The sequence below is a fragment of the Pararhizobium sp. LjRoot235 genome, from assembly GCF_964254145.1.
Taxonomy (GTDB): domain Bacteria; phylum Pseudomonadota; class Alphaproteobacteria; order Rhizobiales; family Rhizobiaceae; genus Pararhizobium.
In genome coordinates this window covers 120787-137798 of sequence record NZ_CAXUSP020000001.1, presented here as the reverse complement: position 1 = coordinate 137798, position 17012 = coordinate 120787, and the positions used below count along the sequence as shown (strand labels likewise).

Sequence of the window (17012 nt, the reverse complement as noted above, 5' to 3'; positions counted from 1 at the left end):
TGGGACAAATTCATATTTGTGGAGCTTAGGTTCACGCCATTTGATGCTGGCCCCTCATGGCTGGAACATAATCGCTCGATGATCGTTATCGTCGCAGGCAAATGCAATCTTCAAGCGAGGGAACCCACATGGACGTCAACGGTGTAGGATGGATTGCGGCGATCATCATCGGCGGTTTTGCCGGGTGGATGGCGGAACAGTTCATGAAATCCGAAATGGGCATGTTCATGAACATCATTCTCGGCATTGTCGGCGCCATCGTCCTTAACGCCATTCTTGCGATTGCAGGAATAGGTTTCGCCGGCTGGCTCGCCTATCTGGTCATCGGCTTCATCGGTGCCTGCCTGCTGATCGCGGTCGGACGCGCCGTGCGAAGGTAGCAATCAGTCGTGAAGGAGAAAGACGATGCTGACATTCGCTGCCGAGGGCAGCGGCCAGGGCAAGCTGGAAATCAACGGCCATTGCGAGCCGGTTTCCTATGAGTTGATCGTGGCGCGTGACGAAGATGACACCAGCCAGGTGCGCATTCGCTTGAATGCGCCGCGCGACTGGTTGCTGAAGCAGGGTTTTAAGGGGGATGCGGTTCTAGTGCGCAGCAACGGAAGCCGCATTGCAGTGCGGCATGACGGTGTCCTTGATGTGCATTCCAGCGTTTGCGTCACGCTCGAAGGCTATGACGACGCGCTGAGCGGCGTAGATGAACTGTCCGAAGCCTATCCGGAATTGAAACACTGAAGGTTTGCGGCGGCGACGGAAACGGGCGCGGTACGAGGCCGCGCCCGTTTCCATGTCTGTTGTAACGGTCAGTCCTTGGCGCGCTCGACATAGGACGCGTCTTCCGTCAGGATGACGACGCGGGTGCCGACGCCGATATGCGGCGGAACCATGGTGCGAACGCCATTCGACAGGATCGCCGGCTTGTAGGACGAAGACGCCGTTTGGCCCTTGACGACCGGCTCGGTCTCGACGATTTCCAGCGTCATGCGGGTCGGCAGTTCGATAGCCAAGGCAATGCCTTCGAACATCTTCAGCTGGACGACCATGCCTTCCTGCAGGTAGGCCTTGTCGTCGCCGATGACGTCGGGCGTAACGGTAACCTGGTCGTAGGTTTCCGGGTTCATGAAATGGAAGCCTTCGCCGTCTTCATAAAGGAACGTGTGCTCGCGGTCCTCGACGAAGGCGCGCTCCACCTGCTCGGTCGTGCGCCAGCGCTCGGAAACCTTCACGCCGTCGGAGATGCGACGCATGTCGACCTGGGTCACCGGTGTGCCCTTGCCCGGATGAAAGTTCGCGGCGGTCAGAACGGCGTAGAGCTTGCCGTCCACTTCGAGAACATTGCCCTTGCGGACTGAAGAGGCGATTACCTTGACCATAAGTCTTCCTTGTAACTGAGCTTGATGCGTCGTAGAGGAGCGCACGAAATATGCGCGTCAAAGACGCCAGAATGCGTTTTCGGGCCGCACCTATCCTATATTTGTGCAAATTGCCAGTGCGGCGGCAGGGGCTGCCCGAAGAAACCGCAGAATTGCGCCACACATCGACTGCTCGAGAAATCTGGATACAGGACCTTCATGCCCGCTGCCTCCCCCTGGTGGACGCCCGATGTCCATGCCGACCGCCGTGGTTTCCTCCTCGGCCGCAACCGGATTCAGGCTGCTTTGCGCGCCTTCTTCGGCGCACGGGATTTCATCGAGGTGGATACCGCCACGCTACAGGTGTCGCCGGGCAACGAAGCACACCTGCACGCCTTTGCAACGCAGGCTATCAATCATGACGGCAGCCGGATGCCGCTCTATCTTCACACCTCGCCGGAATTCGCCTGCAAGAAACTTTTGGCTGCGGGAGAGGAACGCATCGCCTGTTTCGCCCATGTCTATCGCAACCGCGAGCGCGGGCCGCTGCACCATCCGGAATTCACCATGCTCGAGTGGTATCGGGCCGGCGAAACCTACGAGGTGCTGATGCGTGATTGTGCCGAAATCCTTGGGCTTGCCGCCGAGACCGCCCAGACGAAGCAGCTGACGTATCGCGGCGCGAAAGCCGATCCCTATCTCGAGCCGGAGCGGATTACCGTCGCCGAAGCCTTCGAGCGCTTCGCCGGCATCGATCTCACCGCCTCGATCGATCGCACTGGTGAAACCGACCGGGAGCATTTGGCCGAATGTCTTCGTGCCGCCGGCCAGCGCGTCGCCGAAGACGATACCTGGGCGGATCTCTTCAGCCGGGTGATCGTCGAGAAAGTCGAGCCCAATCTCGGGTTCGGCCGCGCGACGATCCTCTACGAATATCCCGTCGCCGAAGCTGCCTTGGCGCGGCCAACGCCGCATGACGCGCGCGTCGCCGAGCGTTTCGAGCTCTATGCCTGCGGCGTCGAGCTCGCCAATGCTTTCGGCGAGCTGACGGACGCGTCCGAACAGCGCCGCCGCTTCGGAATGGAAATGGCCGAGAAGAGCCGTGTCTACGGCGAAACCTATCCGCTGGACGAGGATTTTCTCAATGCGCTTGACATCATGCCGGAAGCAAGCGGCAGTGCGCTCGGCTTCGACCGGCTGGTGATGCTGGCGACGGGGGCCTCGCGCATCGACCAGGTCATCTGGGCGCCGGTCGCGGAAACCAGCGACCAACGAGGAGGCCGGCCGTGACCGCCATCCGCGCTTTGACAACGACCGAGGATCTCGAAGAGGCGGGACTGATCGCCAACGCCCAGCGTGCGCAGCTGTCGGATGTCGCCGCGCGCTACGCAATCGCCGTCACGCCCGCCATGGCGGCGCTGATCGACCCGGGTAATCCGGACGATCCCATCGCTCGCCAGTTCATCCCGGATGCGGCAGAACTCGTCCGCCTGCCGGAAGAGCGGGAAGACCCGATCGGCGACGGCGCGCACAGCCCCGTCGAGGGCATCGTCCATCGCTATCCGGATCGCGTGCTATTGAAAGCCGTGCATGTCTGCCCGGTCTATTGCCGCTTCTGTTTCCGCCGCGAAATGGTCGGCCCGCAGGGGCTCGGCACGCTTGCATCGCAGGCGATGGACAAGGCCTTCGCCTATATCGCCGATCATCCGGAAATCTGGGAAGTGATCCTCACTGGCGGCGATCCATTGGTGTTATCGCCGCGCCGGCTGGCTTCGATTATGGAGCGGCTGGCGGGCATCGATCATGTGAAGATCGTCCGGTTCCATACCCGCGTGCCGGTCGTCGAGCCGGAGCGTGTCGATGAGGCCCTGATCGCGGCCCTGAAAGCCAGCGGCAAGACCACCTATCTGGCCCTGCATGCCAATCATCCGCGCGAACTGACCGCCAAAGCGAGCGCCGCCTGCGCCCGCCTCGTCGATGCCGGTGTCGTCATGGTCAGCCAGTCGGTGCTGTTGAAGGGCGTCAACGATAATGCGGATACGCTTGCCGCGCTGATGCGGGCCTTCGTCGAAAACCGGATCAAGCCCTATTACCTGCACCATCCCGATCTCGCACCGGGCACCAGCCATTTCCGCCTGACGGTCGAGGAGGGGCAAGCGCTGGTCGCATCGCTGCGCGGCCGCATCTCCGGGCTCTGCCAGCCGGCCTACGTCCTCGATATCCCGGGCGGTCATGGCAAGACTGTGATCAGCGCTTCGACGATCGAGGACGATGGTGGCGGCTGTTATACCGTCTCGGATTTCCATGGCGAGCCGCATGCCTATCCGCCGGTGGTGCCAGCACAGGCTTAGAGGCGGATCTTCCCGAACAGTGCGCTGAGTTCCGACTGCCTGCCGGTGCCGGTTTTCTGGAATATCGAGCGGATATGGCTTCTGACCGTTTCGTAGCCGGCCGCGTGCCGGGCGGCGATGTCGACGGCACTCAAGCCGCTGGCGACGAGAAGCGATATCCTCGCCTCCGCGGGCGTCAGATCGAACAGCGCCATCAGCGTTTCCGGCTTCAGCCGCATGTCCTCGTCCGGATCCTCGATCAGGGCGACGGCGCAGGAATGGGAAAACACGTCGGAGAGATTGGGTCCGAACCGTTCGAAACGAACGATCAGCGGCCGTTTTCCGGGACGCGAGAGACGAACCGCAGACAATGCCCCGGCGGAGTGTCCGGTTGCCTGTGTCGCGATTTTGAGTTCGCGGCTGAAGCGGGCGGTTTCGCTGGCAAAGCAGGCCCGCACCTCTCCTCGCGAAATTCGCAATCCCCCTGTAAACAGGGCGTCTGCTTTCGGATTGGTCAGTGTGACGAGACCCTTTCGGTTAAAGAAGATGCTGGCAATGTTTGATGTCTCGAAAGCAGCCGCCATGCCCATCACCTTACTGGCGTCGATGTGTTTGGCGAGCTGCATGGCGGTGAGGAGCCGGCTTCGAATGGCGTGGAAATGCGGCATGTCTTCCAGAAGCGGAGAGTTATCCGACACGCCGTTTTGCAGGACGAAATACAACTCGTCTCTGCCTGCGGAGATATCCATGAGAACGGAATCGCCGACCCCGTATTTTCTCAGGAATTTATAATATTCGTGATGGTCGAACTGTTCCCGGGAAATGAAATTCGCTTCAAGCACCACACCGGAGCGATGGAGTGGCGGCAGGAGTTGCGCGCGAAAATCCCTCGCATTCCATTCTTCACGAATATAGCCGTCGAGAAGGTCCCCGAGATTTTCAGTGCACAAGACCGCGCCAAAGGCGCCGCGGCCGGTCGGTTCCATGATGTTGGCGCCTATAGCGCCCGTCGCATTGCTGATGGCCTCCACCGCCTGCAGCCACAGCGACGGTTCGAAAACCGCGGCCTGGACGCGATCGAGAGCCTGGGCGAGTGGTCCGGCGTTAACGCGCATTCGTAGTCTGCTCACGTTCGCGATAACCGAGTTTAAGTTTGGACTGCTCCGCGCGTCAATGGTGGGGGATGGGCTTTCGCAATCGTGAACCTATTTCGGTGCGGTGCATCGCCTGACCGACCTGCAAACAAAAAAGCCAGCCACCTCGCGGCGACCGGCTTTTTGCAATCCATGAGCCGGATCAGCTTTCCTTGATCGGCGCGATCGAGATTTCGACGCGGCGGTTCTGCGCCCGCCCGGCTTCGCTCGCATTCGAAGCGACCGGCCGGTCCGGGCCATAGCCCACAGCCGACATGCGGCGCTGGTCGACGCCGCGCGAGCCGAGATAGTTGGCGACCGAAATGGCGCGGCGCTCGGAAAGGCCCTGGTTGTGGCTGGCGCTGCCGGTCGAGTCCGTATGGCCGTCCACATCGATCAGCGTCTTGTTGAACTTGCGCAAGACGATAGCGACCGAGTCCAGCGTCGAATAGAAGCCCGGGTTCACCTGGTCCTGGTCGGTCGCAAAGGTGATGTTCGAGGGCATGATGAGGATGATGCGGTCGCCGGCGCGGGTGACCGAAACCCCGGTGCCCTGCAACTGCGCGCGCAGTTCGGATTCCTGGCTGTCCATGTAGTTGCCGATCAGGCCGCCGCCGAGCGCACCGATACCGGCGCCGACGAGGGCCGCGTCGCGGCGGCCTGCAGCACTTCCGCCGACGAGAAGGCCGGTTGCGGCGCCAAGGCCCGCGCCGATCAGCGCGCCGCCGGCGGTGTTCGACATCTTCTGCTGGCCTGTATACGGGTCGGTGGTGGTGCAACCGGAAAGATAGACGGCGGCGATAGTCAGTACGGCAAATTTCTTGATCATGGAATCAGGGGTCCCCAATGGTGCTATCTGCTTCATACTACCGATTGCGGCAGGAAGATGAAGAGCAGGTGCCATTTAAGGATCAAGCAGCCAGATCGGTTGTATAAAGGCGCGGGAAAGCCGCTTGGCAGCGCTCCCGCGCCTGGTCGCTATTCGGTCAGGTTGATCTCTTCCGTGTTGCCGCCCTGACAGGTGTAGCAGCAATCGGAACAGGTCTCGGCATTGTCAGGGCCGGTGCCCCAATAGGTCGTCTTGTCGCCGGAAACCCAGGCGCCGTAGCAGATCTTCTCGCCGTCGTCGCAGGACAGGGGAATCTGCTTGGTTTCGCCGTCGTCCAGCAGATAGACCTGATTGTTGCCGGGCCACAGATGGTCGCGATCCTGGCTGTAAAGCTCGACTTCGACGGCGTTCGGATGGCTGTTCATCATCTGGAAAGTCACATCGGCAGCGGAGGCGGCAGAAACGCCGCCCCAAAGCACGAATATGGAAAGCGCGGCCAGACCCGCGCGTTGGCGAATGGTTTTCATGGATCCCCTCTGAATTGTCGGCCGTGCGGCCACGATTCAGCTAGCACGAATATAAGAACCGCGGAACGGCTGGCTCGGGCCGACGGCGCGAATTTATCCACGCCATTTTTGGTGACAAGGATAGGTGGAACGGGCGACGTGGTTTCGCCTTTCGGTCAAATCGTAGCCAAAGACTTGTAGAAAAACGTCGATCCGCAATAGCTGCCATCGGGCATCAGCGCATATCGTGGAATGACGCCGACCCGCTGCCAGCCGAATTTTTCATAGATCGATTCGGCCGGGCTTCCGGTTGCCGTGTCGAGCACGAGCACATGCCGTCCGTGTTTTGCCGCCTCGCTTTCGGCAGCGTCCATCAGCAATCGCGAAAGCCCAAGGCCGCGCGCCCGGCGATGAACAAGCAGCTTCTTCAGATCGGCGCGATGCGGCTGGTTCGGCATCATGCCGATGCCCAATTGCACGGTGCCGAGGATCTCTGCGTCCTTCTCCGCCACGATCAGGACCGTTTGTCCTTCGCTCACCGCGCGGGCGACGCCTTCCCAATAGGGGATGGCATCCGCGGGCGTGTGCGGCGACATGAAGCCGACGGACGCGCCGCCCTCGACGCAATCCGCGAGGACTTCGGCCAGCGCCGGCAGGGCAGCGGCGGTTTCAGAAGGGGTAAGGGTGCGGATCGCGACCTTTGACATGGGACTAGACTTTGCTGCGGTTGAGAATGACGGCGTAGCGGGCCGGCGCGTCATGCTGATTGTGAAAGATGTGGGCTTCGGCAAGCCGCATGAACAGACAGTCGCCTGCCTCGAGCAGGTGGGTTTCCTCCCCCGCGGTCATGGTGAGCCTTCCCTCGAAGAGCCAAAGATGCTGGGTGAACCCGGCTTCGAACTGGTGCTGCTCGAACACCACCCGGGCGCCCGGCGGAAACTCGACCTCGACGATATCGACCGGCGAGCCGGTGCCATCCGGCGAAACCGAGCGGCGGAGATAGCCCGTGTCCGGATCACGCCAGATGCGCTGGCCGGCGCGGCGCAGAAGCGGCTTTCCTTCCGGCTGTTCGCCGGCAAAGAAGCGCGACAGCGTGGTGCCCAGCGCACTGCAGAGCCGGGCAAGCAGCTGCGCGGTGGGGCTCGCCTCGCCGCGCTCGATCCGTGAGATCATCGCCCGGCTGACACCCGAGCGGCCGGCGAGCTCGTCAAGCGTCATGGATTGTTGAAGGCGCAGTGCTTTCATGCGCTCGCCGATATCGATTTCGAAAGTCTCGGGATGTGATTCCATTATAAGAGAATTAAATGTTCCTATGATGGAGTCAAGAGGGGAAAGACCGGCCGAAAGTCCCGGCAATTATAGTGAACAAAGCCTGCATTTCCCGCTTTGCGGCGATTGAGTGCGCTGCTATATGCGGCCCATGAGCACAACACCTTCAAAAACGCCCCTGTCGCACATCCGCAATTTCTCGATCGTGGCCCATATCGACCACGGCAAATCGACCCTGGCCGACCGCCTGATCCAGACGACGGGCGGCCTCGCCGACCGCGAGATGTCGGAACAGGTTCTCGACAGCATGGACATCGAGAAAGAACGCGGCATCACCATCAAGGCCCAGACCGTGCGCCTCCATTACAAGGCGAACAACGGCGAGACCTATGTGCTCAACCTGATAGACACGCCCGGCCACGTCGACTTTGCCTATGAAGTCTCGCGCTCGCTTTCGGCCTGCGAAGGCTCACTGCTGGTGGTCGATGCCTCCCAGGGCGTCGAAGCCCAGACGCTTGCCAACGTCTATCAGGCGATCGACAACAACCACGAGATCGTTACCGTCCTCAACAAGATCGACCTGCCGGCCGCCGAGCCGGAGCGCATCAAGGAACAGATCGAGGAAGTAATCGGCATCGATGCGTCGGAAGCCGTGCTGATCTCGGCCAAGACCGGTCTTGGCATCCCGGATGTCTTGGAGGCGATCGTCCACAAGCTGCCCGCTCCCAAGGGCGGCGCCGACGATGCGCCGCTGAAGGCGCTCTTGGTCGATAGCTGGTACGACACCTATCTCGGCGTCATCGTTCTTGTCCGCATCATCGATGGCACGTTGAAAAAAGGCCAGACCATCCGCATGATGGGCACCGATGCCAGGTATCAGGTGGAGCGTGTCGGCGTCATCACGCCGAAGATGGTCAATGTCGATGCGCTCGGTCCGGGCGAAATCGGCTTCATCACCGCCTCGATCAAGGAAGTGGCCGACACCCGCGTCGGCGATACGATCACTGAGGACAAGCGCCCGACGGCAGAAGCGCTGCCGGGCTTCAAGCCGGCCCAACCGGTCGTCTTCTGCGGCCTCTTCCCGGTCGATGCCGCCGATTTCGAGGACCTGCGCGCCGCCATGGGCAAGCTGCGCCTCAACGATGCCTCCTTCTCCTTTGAAATGGAAAGCTCGGCGGCACTTGGCTTCGGCTTCCGCTGCGGCTTCCTCGGTCTGTTGCATCTCGAAATCATCCAGGAGCGGCTCGAGCGCGAATTCGATCTCGACCTGATCGCGACGGCGCCTTCGGTCGTCTACAAGCTCTTCATGAACGATGGCAGCGAGCGCGAGCTGCACAATCCGGCCGATATGCCCGATGTCGTCAAGATCAAGGAAATCCACGAGCCATGGATCCGTGCGACGATTCTGACGCCGGACGATTACCTCGGCGGCATCCTCAAGCTCTGCCAGGACCGGCGCGGCATCCAGGTGGAACTCACCTATGTCGGCACCCGCGCGATGCTGACCTACGATCTGCCGCTCAACGAAGTCGTCTTTGATTTCTACGACCGGCTGAAGTCGATCTCCAAGGGCTACGCCTCGTTCGACTACCAGATCACAAATCACCAGGAAGGCCATCTGGTGAAGATGTCGATCCTCGTCAACGGCGAGCCGGTCGATGCGCTGTCGATGATGGTGCACCGCATGGCGGCGGAAAAGCGCGGCCGGGACATGTGCGAGAAGCTCAAGGAGCTGATCCCGAAGCACATGTTCAAGATTCCGATCCAGGCCGCCATCGGCGGCAACGTGATTGCCCGCGAAACCATCTCGGCGCTGCGCAAGGACGTCACCGCCAAATGCTACGGCGGCGACGCCACCCGCAAGCGCAAGCTGCTCGACAAGCAGAAGGCCGGCAAGAAGCGCATGCGCCAGTTCGGCAAGGTGGAAATCCCGCAGGAAGCGTTCATCGCGGCGCTGAAGATGGGCGACGAATAGGCTGAAGCATTGCTGTTGAAAAAGAGGCCTTCGGGCCTCTTTTTTGTTTGAGGAAAGAATTACACGGTACCCTCGCAAGGCTGATGCGGGAACTGGATCGTCAACATCAAGCCAACTTGAACTGCAGGCCCCCCTCCATTAAACCTTTCCTTGCATGCCGAAGCATCGGCCTGCAGTCTTGCCGGATCCATAAGGGGTTTCGAAATGCACAAATTCAAGATCTTGAAGGCCGCAAACGACCAGTTCCGCATCCAGTTCCTTTACAATGCGGAAGTGATGGTCTGGTCGGAGAACTACGCTTCCAAGGCGAGCGCGAAGAACTGCATCGAATCGATCAAGAAGAACGCTCCGGGTGCGGCGACGGTCGATGTCAGCAAGGACGAAACCGGATCGGGTTATCGTTTCGAGATCGTCGAAAGCAAGGACGGCGAGCATTTCGTGCGCTTCAAGGCTGCCAATGGCGAGACGATGGTCCGCTCGGAGACCTATGCGTCCAAGGCAAGCGCCAAGAATTGCATCGAGTCCGTCAAGAAGAACGGACCGGATGCGTCGGTGGAAGACGAAACCGCCAGCGCCTGAGAGCGTAATTTTCGACGCTTTGCCGTCGCTACGCGCGAAATCTGATGTCGCAATTTCCATCTGTCGGAACGTCGCTTGCCGGCGCTCCGCACCGGTGCCTGCGAAGGCAGCTTCTCGTTCACGAATAGGCGGACAGGGAGAGACGCTGGTGAATGTCAGCCGCATTTCGAGCCATGGATAGAGCCCCAGGTCCCCATCGCATCGAGCACCGGCACCAGCGACAGGCCGTAGTCGGTGTAGCGATATTCGACATAAACGACCTCGCCGATCTTTGAGGGTGTGCGCGAGACAAGGTTGTCGCGTTCCAGCGCGCGCAGGTTCTCGTGCAGCACTTTTTCCGAGACGCCGACGACGCGGCGCAGGTCGCCGAAATTGGCCGGCCCTTCGCGCAGCCGCCAGAGGATGCGCGGTTTCCATTTGCCGCCCATTGCCCTGATCGTCGCCAGCACCGGGCAGTCGTGCATCTTGTCCATGGCCGTCACTACATCGAACTCCGTTGTCCCGGCATGACGCGGCACGCGCGCCGGTGCGCATCCCACCTACCTCAAGGTAAGTCCTTGTCGAATTTGAATTTCCTCGGCAAAACTCCGACGCAACCTTGGAGGAGACCCGCATGATCGCCGAATATATCCGATACGAAATGAAAACCCATTCCGCTGAAGAGCTTGTCGCCGCCTACGGGCAGGCGGCGGAGCATCTTCGCGCGGCGCCGGAATGTCTGGCCTTTGATCTCGCCCGCTGCGTCGAGGAGCCAAACAGCCTCATTCTGCGCATTCACTGGACTTCGCTCGAAGCCCATATGCAAGGCTTTCGCAAAGGACCCTGCTTTCCTCCGTTTCTTTCAGCGATCAGGCCGTTCGTCGGCGAGATCGCTGAAATGAGGCATTACGAGGAGACGGATCTCCTCTGGCAGCGATAATCAAAGCTCCCGTCATCCTCACCTGAGGATGACGGGAGGAAAGATCGTTGCCTAAGAGGCGCGCTCGGCAAATTCCTTCACCAGCCCCGGATAATCTTCCATCGATGGAAACGTCTCGTAGCTGTGTACGGCCACTGTCGTTGCCCAGGGCAGTTTCTCGCTCGTGAATGTCTCGATGAAGGGCGGGAACCCGCTGGCATCGTCCAGCATGGTCGGGCGCAGGTTGACGAACCAGTCCATGCCTTCGTGCCGGGTGAACATCCAGGTCATGCAGTGTGGGCAGAAGTAGTGGTGGGTTTCGGCGCCGTGCAGGCCGCCGATCACCGGTTGGCCCTCAGTCACTTCGAAACCCTCGGCAGGGATGGCGGCGCTCAATGAATAGGCGCTGGAGGACATTTTCTGGCAGCCGGTGCAATGGCAGGCCATGGTGATGATGGGCGGCGCGCTGATCTTCAGCCGCACCTGGCCGCATCGGCAGCCGCCCTCCAAGGGGAGTTTTTGAATTTTCATGATGGGTCCTTCGTATTTTCAGATCAATCTAGCGGTGAGGCCGCAGCCGCCAAACCGATCATTGCCTTTGCCAGCGATCCGTTGCTGCGTAGGATCGCCGGAGAAGGGTGGTTTGGCCGCCGATTTCAGTCCGAGCCGCAAGGCCAGCTGGATGGCGCGTCCAGCCCGGCCGGCAGCTTCGTCTTACCGTCGCCGCAGGCAAGATCGATCTGCGCCTGCTCAAGCCCCTTGGCGGTAGAAAGATCGAGCCCCTCGATCCGGGTCAGGAACAGGAAGGCCTGGTCGAACACGAGTGGACCTTCGAATGTCGCGCCGCTGAGATCAGCGCGGGAGAGATTGGCAAACGAAAAGCGCGTGCCCGTCAGCACCGCGCCCTTGAAGTGTGCGCGGCTGAGTTCAGCTTTCTCGAAGTCGGCGCCGGTCAGCTGGGCTCCGCTGAAATCGGCCCGCTGCAGCTCGGCACTGGCAAATGAAGCGCCGTTGGCGATAATGTTGACGAAGTTCGATCTGTAGGCTTCGACCCGCGCGAAATTCGCCCTCTCCGCCCTCGCGCCGGACAGCCAGGCGCGTACCAGGTGGGCCTTCTCCAGGTTCGCGGACGTCAGGTTCGAGCCGCTGAGGTCGGTCATGGAAAAATCAGTGCCGAAGAGGTTGGCGCCTTCCAGTTCGCTCGACGGCAGCATCAGGCTTTTCTTGGTGCAGTTGCTCCAGTCCAGCCCGGGCTCGGGCGCGCTGTTGCAATAGGCGGCCATTGCCGGCTGACCTGTAAAAACCGGGGCGGCAAGGAGCAGGGCGGTTGCCAGCAAGGCAGGCGCAAGGCGCGGTGGCATTGCCTTCCGCGCGTATCGGCACATCTTCGCCATCCCACTGAATTCTTTAGCAAGCACGCATGTTCCCAATCGATCCTCCGCCCGGTTGCCCGGATGTATCGTCTCCAGCCGTTCTATACCGCTTGCACGGCAATAAAAAGAATATTGCCGTTGCCGGTACTCATGGAAATGGGGAGGCGCGCGGCAATGTTCAAACCGGGCGCCCAGCCTATGCCGATGCCGCCGCCAGTGTCCGCATCTCGTTACCAGCCGCGCCGGCGCTCCGGATCGTCCCGACCCAGGCCCGGGCGAGCGCAAGGCCCGCCGCATCGGCCTGTTCTGCGTGCCGCGCCGCATGCTCCGGATAGCGCTCCAGCCAATGCGGGTCGAGGCCCATGATCTGGTCCTCGAAAATCCGGTTCCAGTCCTCGACGACGCGTGTTCCGGCCTCGAAGTGAAACTGCATGCCATAGGCGGCGCGGCCGAAACGGAAGGCCTGGTTGGCAACGGCTGGATTGGTGGCGAGATGAACCGCGCCCTCGGGCAGGGCGAAGCTGTCGGAATGCCATTGGAAGCTCGTGAAGGTCTTGCCGGCTGCGCTCAGCACCGGATCGGAAATACCCTCGCTTGTCAGTTGCACCTCGTGCCATCCAAATTCGCGAGTCCGGCCGAGAAGGTTCGCCGCCCCGTATGCGCGCGCCAGAAGCTGGCTGCCGAGGCAGATGCCGAGCACCGCCTTGTCGGCATCGGCAAAGGCGCGCATCAGGCGGACAAGCTCCGGCAGATAGGGGTGGATGAGGTCATCGACAGCGCTCTGCTCGCCGCCGAGCACCACCAGCGCGTCATACGCATGAATGTCGCCAGGCAGCGCCTCACCGGCGAAAGCGCGCCTGAGGTCGATCTCTGCCCCTGCTTCGGCAAGCGCCACGCCCACCTGTCCAAGGTCGGATTGGATCATGTTTTCCACCACCAGAACCCGCATGTCGTCTCCGCTTATTCTGTCGTTTCAACAAGAATGATCATGCCGCGCCTTGCCATTCAAGAGGGTTTCGAGCCGATTTGCCGGCGTGTGCTATTGCCGGCACGGCCGACAAGTCTTGACCTTTTGGCCCGAAAGTAGCATTGGACCGGCTTGGTCGCGTTCAACGAAACGCCAGACAGCGGAAAAACCATGAGCAAAGCTACATCCTCTGCCCCCTCGCAGCGCATGCTGAGGGTCGGCGAACAGGTTCGCGCAGCCCTGACGCAGGTGCTGCAGCGCGGCGAGGTGCGCGATCCGCTGATCGAAAAGACGGTGATCTCGATTTCCGAAGTGCGCATGTCGCCCGATCTGAAGATCGCCACGGCATTCGTGACGCCGCTCGGCGTCGCCGATCACGCAGCGACCATCGAGGCGCTGAACCGCAATGCAAAATATATCCGCGGTCGGCTGACGCCGCATCTCAGGCAGATGAAATACATGCCGGAAGTTCGCTTCCGCGACGACACCAGCTTCGACAATTACAGGAAGATCGACGAGTTGCTCAAGTCTCCGGACGTGGTCCGCGACCTGAAGGACGAAGACGGCGAAGAGTGATGGCAAAGCATATCACTCTGGATGAGCTGAACGGATGGACCTTCGAGCAGCGCCAGACATTCTACCGCAACGGCCTTGCCCGGTTCGACAATGCCGAAGCCGTTCGGCTGGTGGAAATGATGGTCGCCTCCGGTCTGCCCTTCCGCCGGGGCAAGGAGATCGCCCATGGCGACCGCGAGATGAAGGCGCTCGAGGCCATCGTCTATTCGCCCTATAATGAGAAGCTGCTGCTCGATGCCGCCGCCGCCGGCAAGCCGCCGCTCGGCGCCCTCGAGCCTTTGATCGTCGAAGACCTCGGCGAGGATTACAGGGCCGATAATGGCGGCACGATCGCGGCGGGATACCTGATCGCAAGGCGGCTCTACGCCTTGGGATTTGAAAAGGGCAACAGCCAGAAAATGCCGGACGGCAGCGTGGCGAAAACAGCCGCGACGTTTCGCAAAAAAAGAGCATAGAGAATGTCAAGACCTCGCAAACCCAAGGGCCGCCCTGTTTCCGGCTGGCTGATCCTCGACAAGCCGCTGGATTTCGGTTCGACCGAGGCCGTGTCGAAGATCAAATGGCTGTTCAAGGCGCAGAAGGCCGGCCATGCCGGCACGCTCGATCCGCTCGCCTCCGGCATGCTGCCGATCGCGCTCGGCGATGCGACCAAGACGGTTCCCTACGTCATGGACGGCCGCAAGATCTACGAATTCGCCGTTGCATGGGGCGAAGAGCGCTCGACGGACGATCTGGAGGGCGAAGTCGTCCAGTCGTCAGACGCCCGCCCGTCCGAGGAGGACATCCGCGCGCTGCTGCCGAAATATACCGGCGTCATCAGCCAGGTGCCGCCGCAGTTTTCCGCCATCAAGATCGACGGCAACCGCGCCTATGATCTGGCTCGCGAAGGCGAAACCGTCGATATCCCGGCCCGCGAAGTGGAAGTGTTTCGCCTGTCGCTGCTGGGCTGCACGCCGAACCTAGCGCATTTCGAGATCGAATGCGGCAAGGGAACCTATGTCCGGTCTCTGGCGCGCGATTTCGGTCGCGATCTCGGCTGTTTCGGCCATATCGCGTCGCTACGCCGCAGCTTCGTCGCCCCCTTTGCCGAAGAGGCGATGGTGCCGCTTGCCGAACTGGTGGCGCTGGAAAAGATCGAGAACGAGGACGAGCGGCTGGAAGCGCTCGATGCCTTCCTGATCGATACCGGCGAGGCGCTTTCCAACTTGCCGCATATCGCCATCACCGAGGAACAGGCGCATCGCCTCAAAATGGGCAATCCGATCATTCTGCGCGGCCGCGATGCGCCGATGGCGGAGCCGGAGGCCTATGCGACGTCGCGCGGCAAATTGGTCGCCATCGGCGAGATCGGCGAGGGTGAATTCAGGCCGAAGCGCGTTTTCGCCACCGGTTGAGTTCCCGCCGCGACCCCATAGATTTCGTCGCATGACATCGGGTTGCCTTCCTGAGATCGCTGGCGCATGTTCCGGTCGGTGATCGGGATTCGCGTGCATTTCGCGGCCCGGGGGCTGATCTGATGAGGAAAGCTTGAGCGACAGGCAGGACACACAGAGCGAGCTGGACGCTCCTTGGACGACACTCCTGCGCTCGCGGCGGAGGCGCCCTCTGTCGTTCTATCTGACGGTCCTGCTGCTCGTCGCCATCGTTCCTTCCTTCGTCTTTTCGATGATCATCCTGAAGCGCAGTACCGACGAGCAGGAGCGCGTGGTCACGGCCCTGCTCAAGGGCACAACCGGCGCAGTCACCCGCGTCGTCGAGCGCGAGATCGACGGCATGCTGACCACGCTCAAGGTGTTGTCGACCACCAGCGCGATCGACAACAGAAATCTGGACCAGTTCTATGAGCGGGCGTCGTCCGCCCTCGCCGATACCGATTCCGCTCTGCTGATTATCGATCGCGCGCATAACCAGCTTTTGAATACGCGGGTGCCCTTTGGCAGCGCGCTCGCCAAGGTGTCGGATCCTGCGTCGATCGATCTGGCATTTCGCAACGGCCCGCTCATTTCAAATGTCTTTTTCGGCAAGACAGTGAAAAAATGGGCGTTCAACGTTTACCTGCCGATCACCACGCCGCTCGGCAACAATGATTTTCTGCTGACGCTGACGCAGAATGCCGAGAACATGTCGAAAGCGGTCAGCAAGGATGTCCTGTCGCCCGGCTGGAATGCGGCGCTGGTCGATGGCGCAGGCAACGTGATTGCCTCGTCCGACCCCGCCGTGACGGTGGGCAAGCCGTTCTTCATGGACATCGTACCGGCATTGCGTGTCGGCGTCGGTGAAGCGACGAATGACGGCGTGTCATACAGGACAGTCACCGAGTTTTCCGTCCTCACCGGCTGGAAGGTCATCGCATGGGCAAAAAGTGCCGATGTCGATGCCCCGGCCTTGTGGTCCTATCTCTGGCTGTCTCTGGGCGGTGTTCTCTTTGCCGGCATCGCCGTCGCCGGGTCGGTCACGATTGCCGGGCTGCTGACGCAGGGCGTCACGGTGCTGGCGCGCGATGCGCATCTCCTGGGTGCCGGCCGGCCGATCGCGCCGCGCAGGCACATGATTTCCGAGATCGAGACAGTGTCTACCGCGCTGGCCGAGGCGGCGCGGGCCCGCCGGAAGGCCGAAAACGAAATCCGCTTCCTGATGCGCGAGGTGGCGCACCGTTCCAAGAACCAGTTGAGTGTCATTCAATCGATGCTCAACCAATCCCTCGACGTGGGGGAGGGCCGGGCGGATTTTGCCGAGGCGTTCCGCAAGCGGATTGCCGGCCTGGCCCGCTCGACCGATCTGATGATTGCCAACGCCACGCAGGGCGTCGATTTCCAGGAGCTTGCGCAGAACCAGCTGCAGCCGTTCATTCCCGATGATCCGCGGCGCGTTCGCCTTTCGGGACCGCCCGTGCGCCTTGACGCACAGGTTTCGCAGACGCTGGGCATGGCGCTGCATGAGCTTGCCACCAACGCCACGAAATATGGCGCGCTGGGCAACAGCAAGGGGACTGTCGACCTGATGTGGTCAGTCACTGATGCGGCATTTCAGCTCGTCTGGCGAGAAGCGGGCGCGGTGATCGACGCGGATGCTGTCGCCACCACACGCAAAGGTTTCGGGACCATCGTGCTCGAGCGCATGCTGGGCATGGCGCTGGATGCCAAACTGGAGCGGATCATGCATGCGGACGGCATCGAGTGGCGGGTGACTATTCCCCAGGAACGGCTATTCGAGCAGTGAGCCGTC

General features: G+C 61.3%; 21 protein-coding genes. 11 read left to right on the top strand and 10 right to left on the bottom strand.

Translation table 11 applies throughout. The annotated features are described in order from the left end of the window. Window positions 1-128 precede the first annotated feature (128 nt). Both ACSQ2Z_RS00710 and ACSQ2Z_RS00705 read left to right on the top strand, forming a co-directional pair. The gene (locus ACSQ2Z_RS00710) at window positions 129-380 is read left to right on the top strand and encodes a GlsB/YeaQ/YmgE family stress response membrane protein (RefSeq protein WP_436079444.1); all 252 of its coding nucleotides are present in this window, start codon (window positions 129-131) and stop codon (window positions 378-380) included. Between the two features lie 25 nt (window positions 381-405). Beyond that, entirely contained in the window at window positions 406-735 is a 330-nt protein-coding gene (locus ACSQ2Z_RS00705) for a hypothetical protein (RefSeq protein ID WP_436079443.1), read from the top strand. Between the two features lie 68 nt (window positions 736-803). Here ACSQ2Z_RS00705 and efp read toward each other — a convergent pair whose 3' ends face one another. Further along, the gene (efp, locus tag ACSQ2Z_RS00700; protein WP_436079442.1) at window positions 804-1373 is read right to left on the bottom strand and encodes an elongation factor P; all 570 of its coding nucleotides are present in this window, start codon (window positions 1371-1373) and stop codon (window positions 804-806) included. Window positions 1374-1571: 198 nt separating this feature from the next. Between efp and epmA the strand changes: the two genes are divergently transcribed. Continuing rightward, the gene (gene epmA, locus ACSQ2Z_RS00695) at window positions 1572-2642 is read left to right on the top strand and encodes an EF-P lysine aminoacylase EpmA (protein ID WP_436079441.1); all 1071 of its coding nucleotides are present in this window, start codon (window positions 1572-1574) and stop codon (window positions 2640-2642) included. After that, complete coding sequence (locus ACSQ2Z_RS00690) at window positions 2639-3703, top strand: lysine-2,3-aminomutase-like protein (protein ID WP_436079440.1); 1065 nt, start codon at window positions 2639-2641, stop codon at window positions 3701-3703. The genes epmA and ACSQ2Z_RS00690 overlap by 4 nt, the downstream gene beginning before the upstream one ends. On the opposite strand, the gene ACSQ2Z_RS00685 is transcribed toward ACSQ2Z_RS00690, so the two are convergent. From ACSQ2Z_RS00685 to ACSQ2Z_RS00665, 5 genes are all read right to left on the bottom strand, one after another. Continuing rightward, window positions 3700-4797 (bottom strand): helix-turn-helix transcriptional regulator, encoded by a 1098-nt coding sequence (locus tag ACSQ2Z_RS00685; protein ID WP_436079439.1) that lies wholly within the window; start codon window positions 4795-4797, stop codon window positions 3700-3702. The two genes, ACSQ2Z_RS00690 and ACSQ2Z_RS00685, sit on opposite strands and share 4 nt — an antisense overlap. A 181-nt stretch (window positions 4798-4978) precedes the next feature. Beyond that, entirely contained in the window at window positions 4979-5644 is a 666-nt protein-coding gene (locus tag ACSQ2Z_RS00680) for an OmpA family protein (RefSeq protein WP_436079438.1), read from the bottom strand. 149 nt (window positions 5645-5793) lie between these two features. Next, entirely contained in the window at window positions 5794-6171 is a 378-nt protein-coding gene (locus tag ACSQ2Z_RS00675) for a hypothetical protein (RefSeq protein ID WP_436079437.1), read from the bottom strand. Between the two features lie 155 nt (window positions 6172-6326). After that, window positions 6327-6857, bottom strand: a complete 531-nt coding sequence (locus ACSQ2Z_RS00670) for an N-acetyltransferase family protein (protein ID WP_436079436.1) — start codon at window positions 6855-6857, stop codon at window positions 6327-6329. Between the two features lie 4 nt (window positions 6858-6861). Continuing rightward, window positions 6862-7395 (bottom strand): helix-turn-helix domain-containing protein, encoded by a 534-nt coding sequence (locus tag ACSQ2Z_RS00665; RefSeq protein ID WP_436079435.1) that lies wholly within the window; start codon window positions 7393-7395, stop codon window positions 6862-6864. Window positions 7396-7561: 166 nt separating this feature from the next. Between ACSQ2Z_RS00665 and lepA the strand changes: the two genes are divergently transcribed. Continuing rightward, window positions 7562-9394: a translation elongation factor 4 gene (lepA, locus tag ACSQ2Z_RS00660; RefSeq protein ID WP_436079434.1), complete on the top strand. Its 1833-nt coding sequence runs from the start codon at window positions 7562-7564 to the stop codon at window positions 9392-9394. 204 nt (window positions 9395-9598) lie between these two features. Beyond that, complete coding sequence (locus tag ACSQ2Z_RS00655; protein WP_436079433.1) at window positions 9599-9973, top strand: YegP family protein; 375 nt, start codon at window positions 9599-9601, stop codon at window positions 9971-9973. Between the two features lie 155 nt (window positions 9974-10128). Here ACSQ2Z_RS00655 and ACSQ2Z_RS00650 read toward each other — a convergent pair whose 3' ends face one another. Continuing rightward, window positions 10129-10446, bottom strand: a complete 318-nt coding sequence (locus ACSQ2Z_RS00650; protein ID WP_436082927.1) for a winged helix-turn-helix transcriptional regulator — start codon at window positions 10444-10446, stop codon at window positions 10129-10131. A gap of 140 nt (window positions 10447-10586) precedes the next feature. On the opposite strand from ACSQ2Z_RS00650, the gene ACSQ2Z_RS00645 reads away from it, so the two are divergent. Next, window positions 10587-10892, top strand: a complete 306-nt coding sequence (locus ACSQ2Z_RS00645) for a putative quinol monooxygenase (RefSeq protein ID WP_436079432.1) — start codon at window positions 10587-10589, stop codon at window positions 10890-10892. Window positions 10893-10943: 51 nt separating this feature from the next. Here the strand turns inward: ACSQ2Z_RS00645 and ACSQ2Z_RS00640 are convergent, their stop codons facing one another. The 3 genes from ACSQ2Z_RS00640 to ACSQ2Z_RS00630 all read right to left on the bottom strand — a co-directional run bounded on the left by ACSQ2Z_RS00640 (window position 10944) and on the right by ACSQ2Z_RS00630 (window position 13193). Further along, window positions 10944-11402, bottom strand: coding sequence for a GFA family protein (locus tag ACSQ2Z_RS00640; RefSeq protein ID WP_436079431.1), 459 nt, complete (start codon window positions 11400-11402; stop codon window positions 10944-10946). A 125-nt stretch (window positions 11403-11527) separates the two neighbouring features. Then, on the bottom strand, window positions 11528-12232 hold the full coding sequence (locus ACSQ2Z_RS00635) for a pentapeptide repeat-containing protein (RefSeq protein WP_436079430.1): 705 nt from the start codon (window positions 12230-12232) through the stop codon (window positions 11528-11530). Window positions 12233-12440: 208 nt separating this feature from the next. Then, the gene (locus ACSQ2Z_RS00630; RefSeq protein ID WP_436079429.1) at window positions 12441-13193 is read right to left on the bottom strand and encodes a type 1 glutamine amidotransferase; all 753 of its coding nucleotides are present in this window, start codon (window positions 13191-13193) and stop codon (window positions 12441-12443) included. 189 nt (window positions 13194-13382) lie between these two features. On the opposite strand from ACSQ2Z_RS00630, the gene rbfA reads away from it, so the two are divergent. From rbfA to ACSQ2Z_RS00610, 4 genes are all read left to right on the top strand, one after another. After that, window positions 13383-13787, top strand: a complete 405-nt coding sequence (gene rbfA / locus ACSQ2Z_RS00625) for a 30S ribosome-binding factor RbfA (protein ID WP_436079428.1) — start codon at window positions 13383-13385, stop codon at window positions 13785-13787. Beyond that, window positions 13787-14242, top strand: a complete 456-nt coding sequence (locus ACSQ2Z_RS00620; RefSeq protein ID WP_436079427.1) for a hypothetical protein — start codon at window positions 13787-13789, stop codon at window positions 14240-14242. The genes rbfA and ACSQ2Z_RS00620 overlap by 1 nt, the downstream gene beginning before the upstream one ends. 3 nt (window positions 14243-14245) lie before the next feature. Further along, window positions 14246-15181, top strand: a complete 936-nt coding sequence (truB, locus tag ACSQ2Z_RS00615; RefSeq protein WP_436079426.1) for a tRNA pseudouridine(55) synthase TruB — start codon at window positions 14246-14248, stop codon at window positions 15179-15181. Window positions 15182-15314: 133 nt separating this feature from the next. Then, entirely contained in the window at window positions 15315-17006 is a 1692-nt protein-coding gene (locus ACSQ2Z_RS00610) for a sensor histidine kinase (protein ID WP_436079425.1), read from the top strand. Window positions 17007-17012 lie beyond the last annotated feature (6 nt).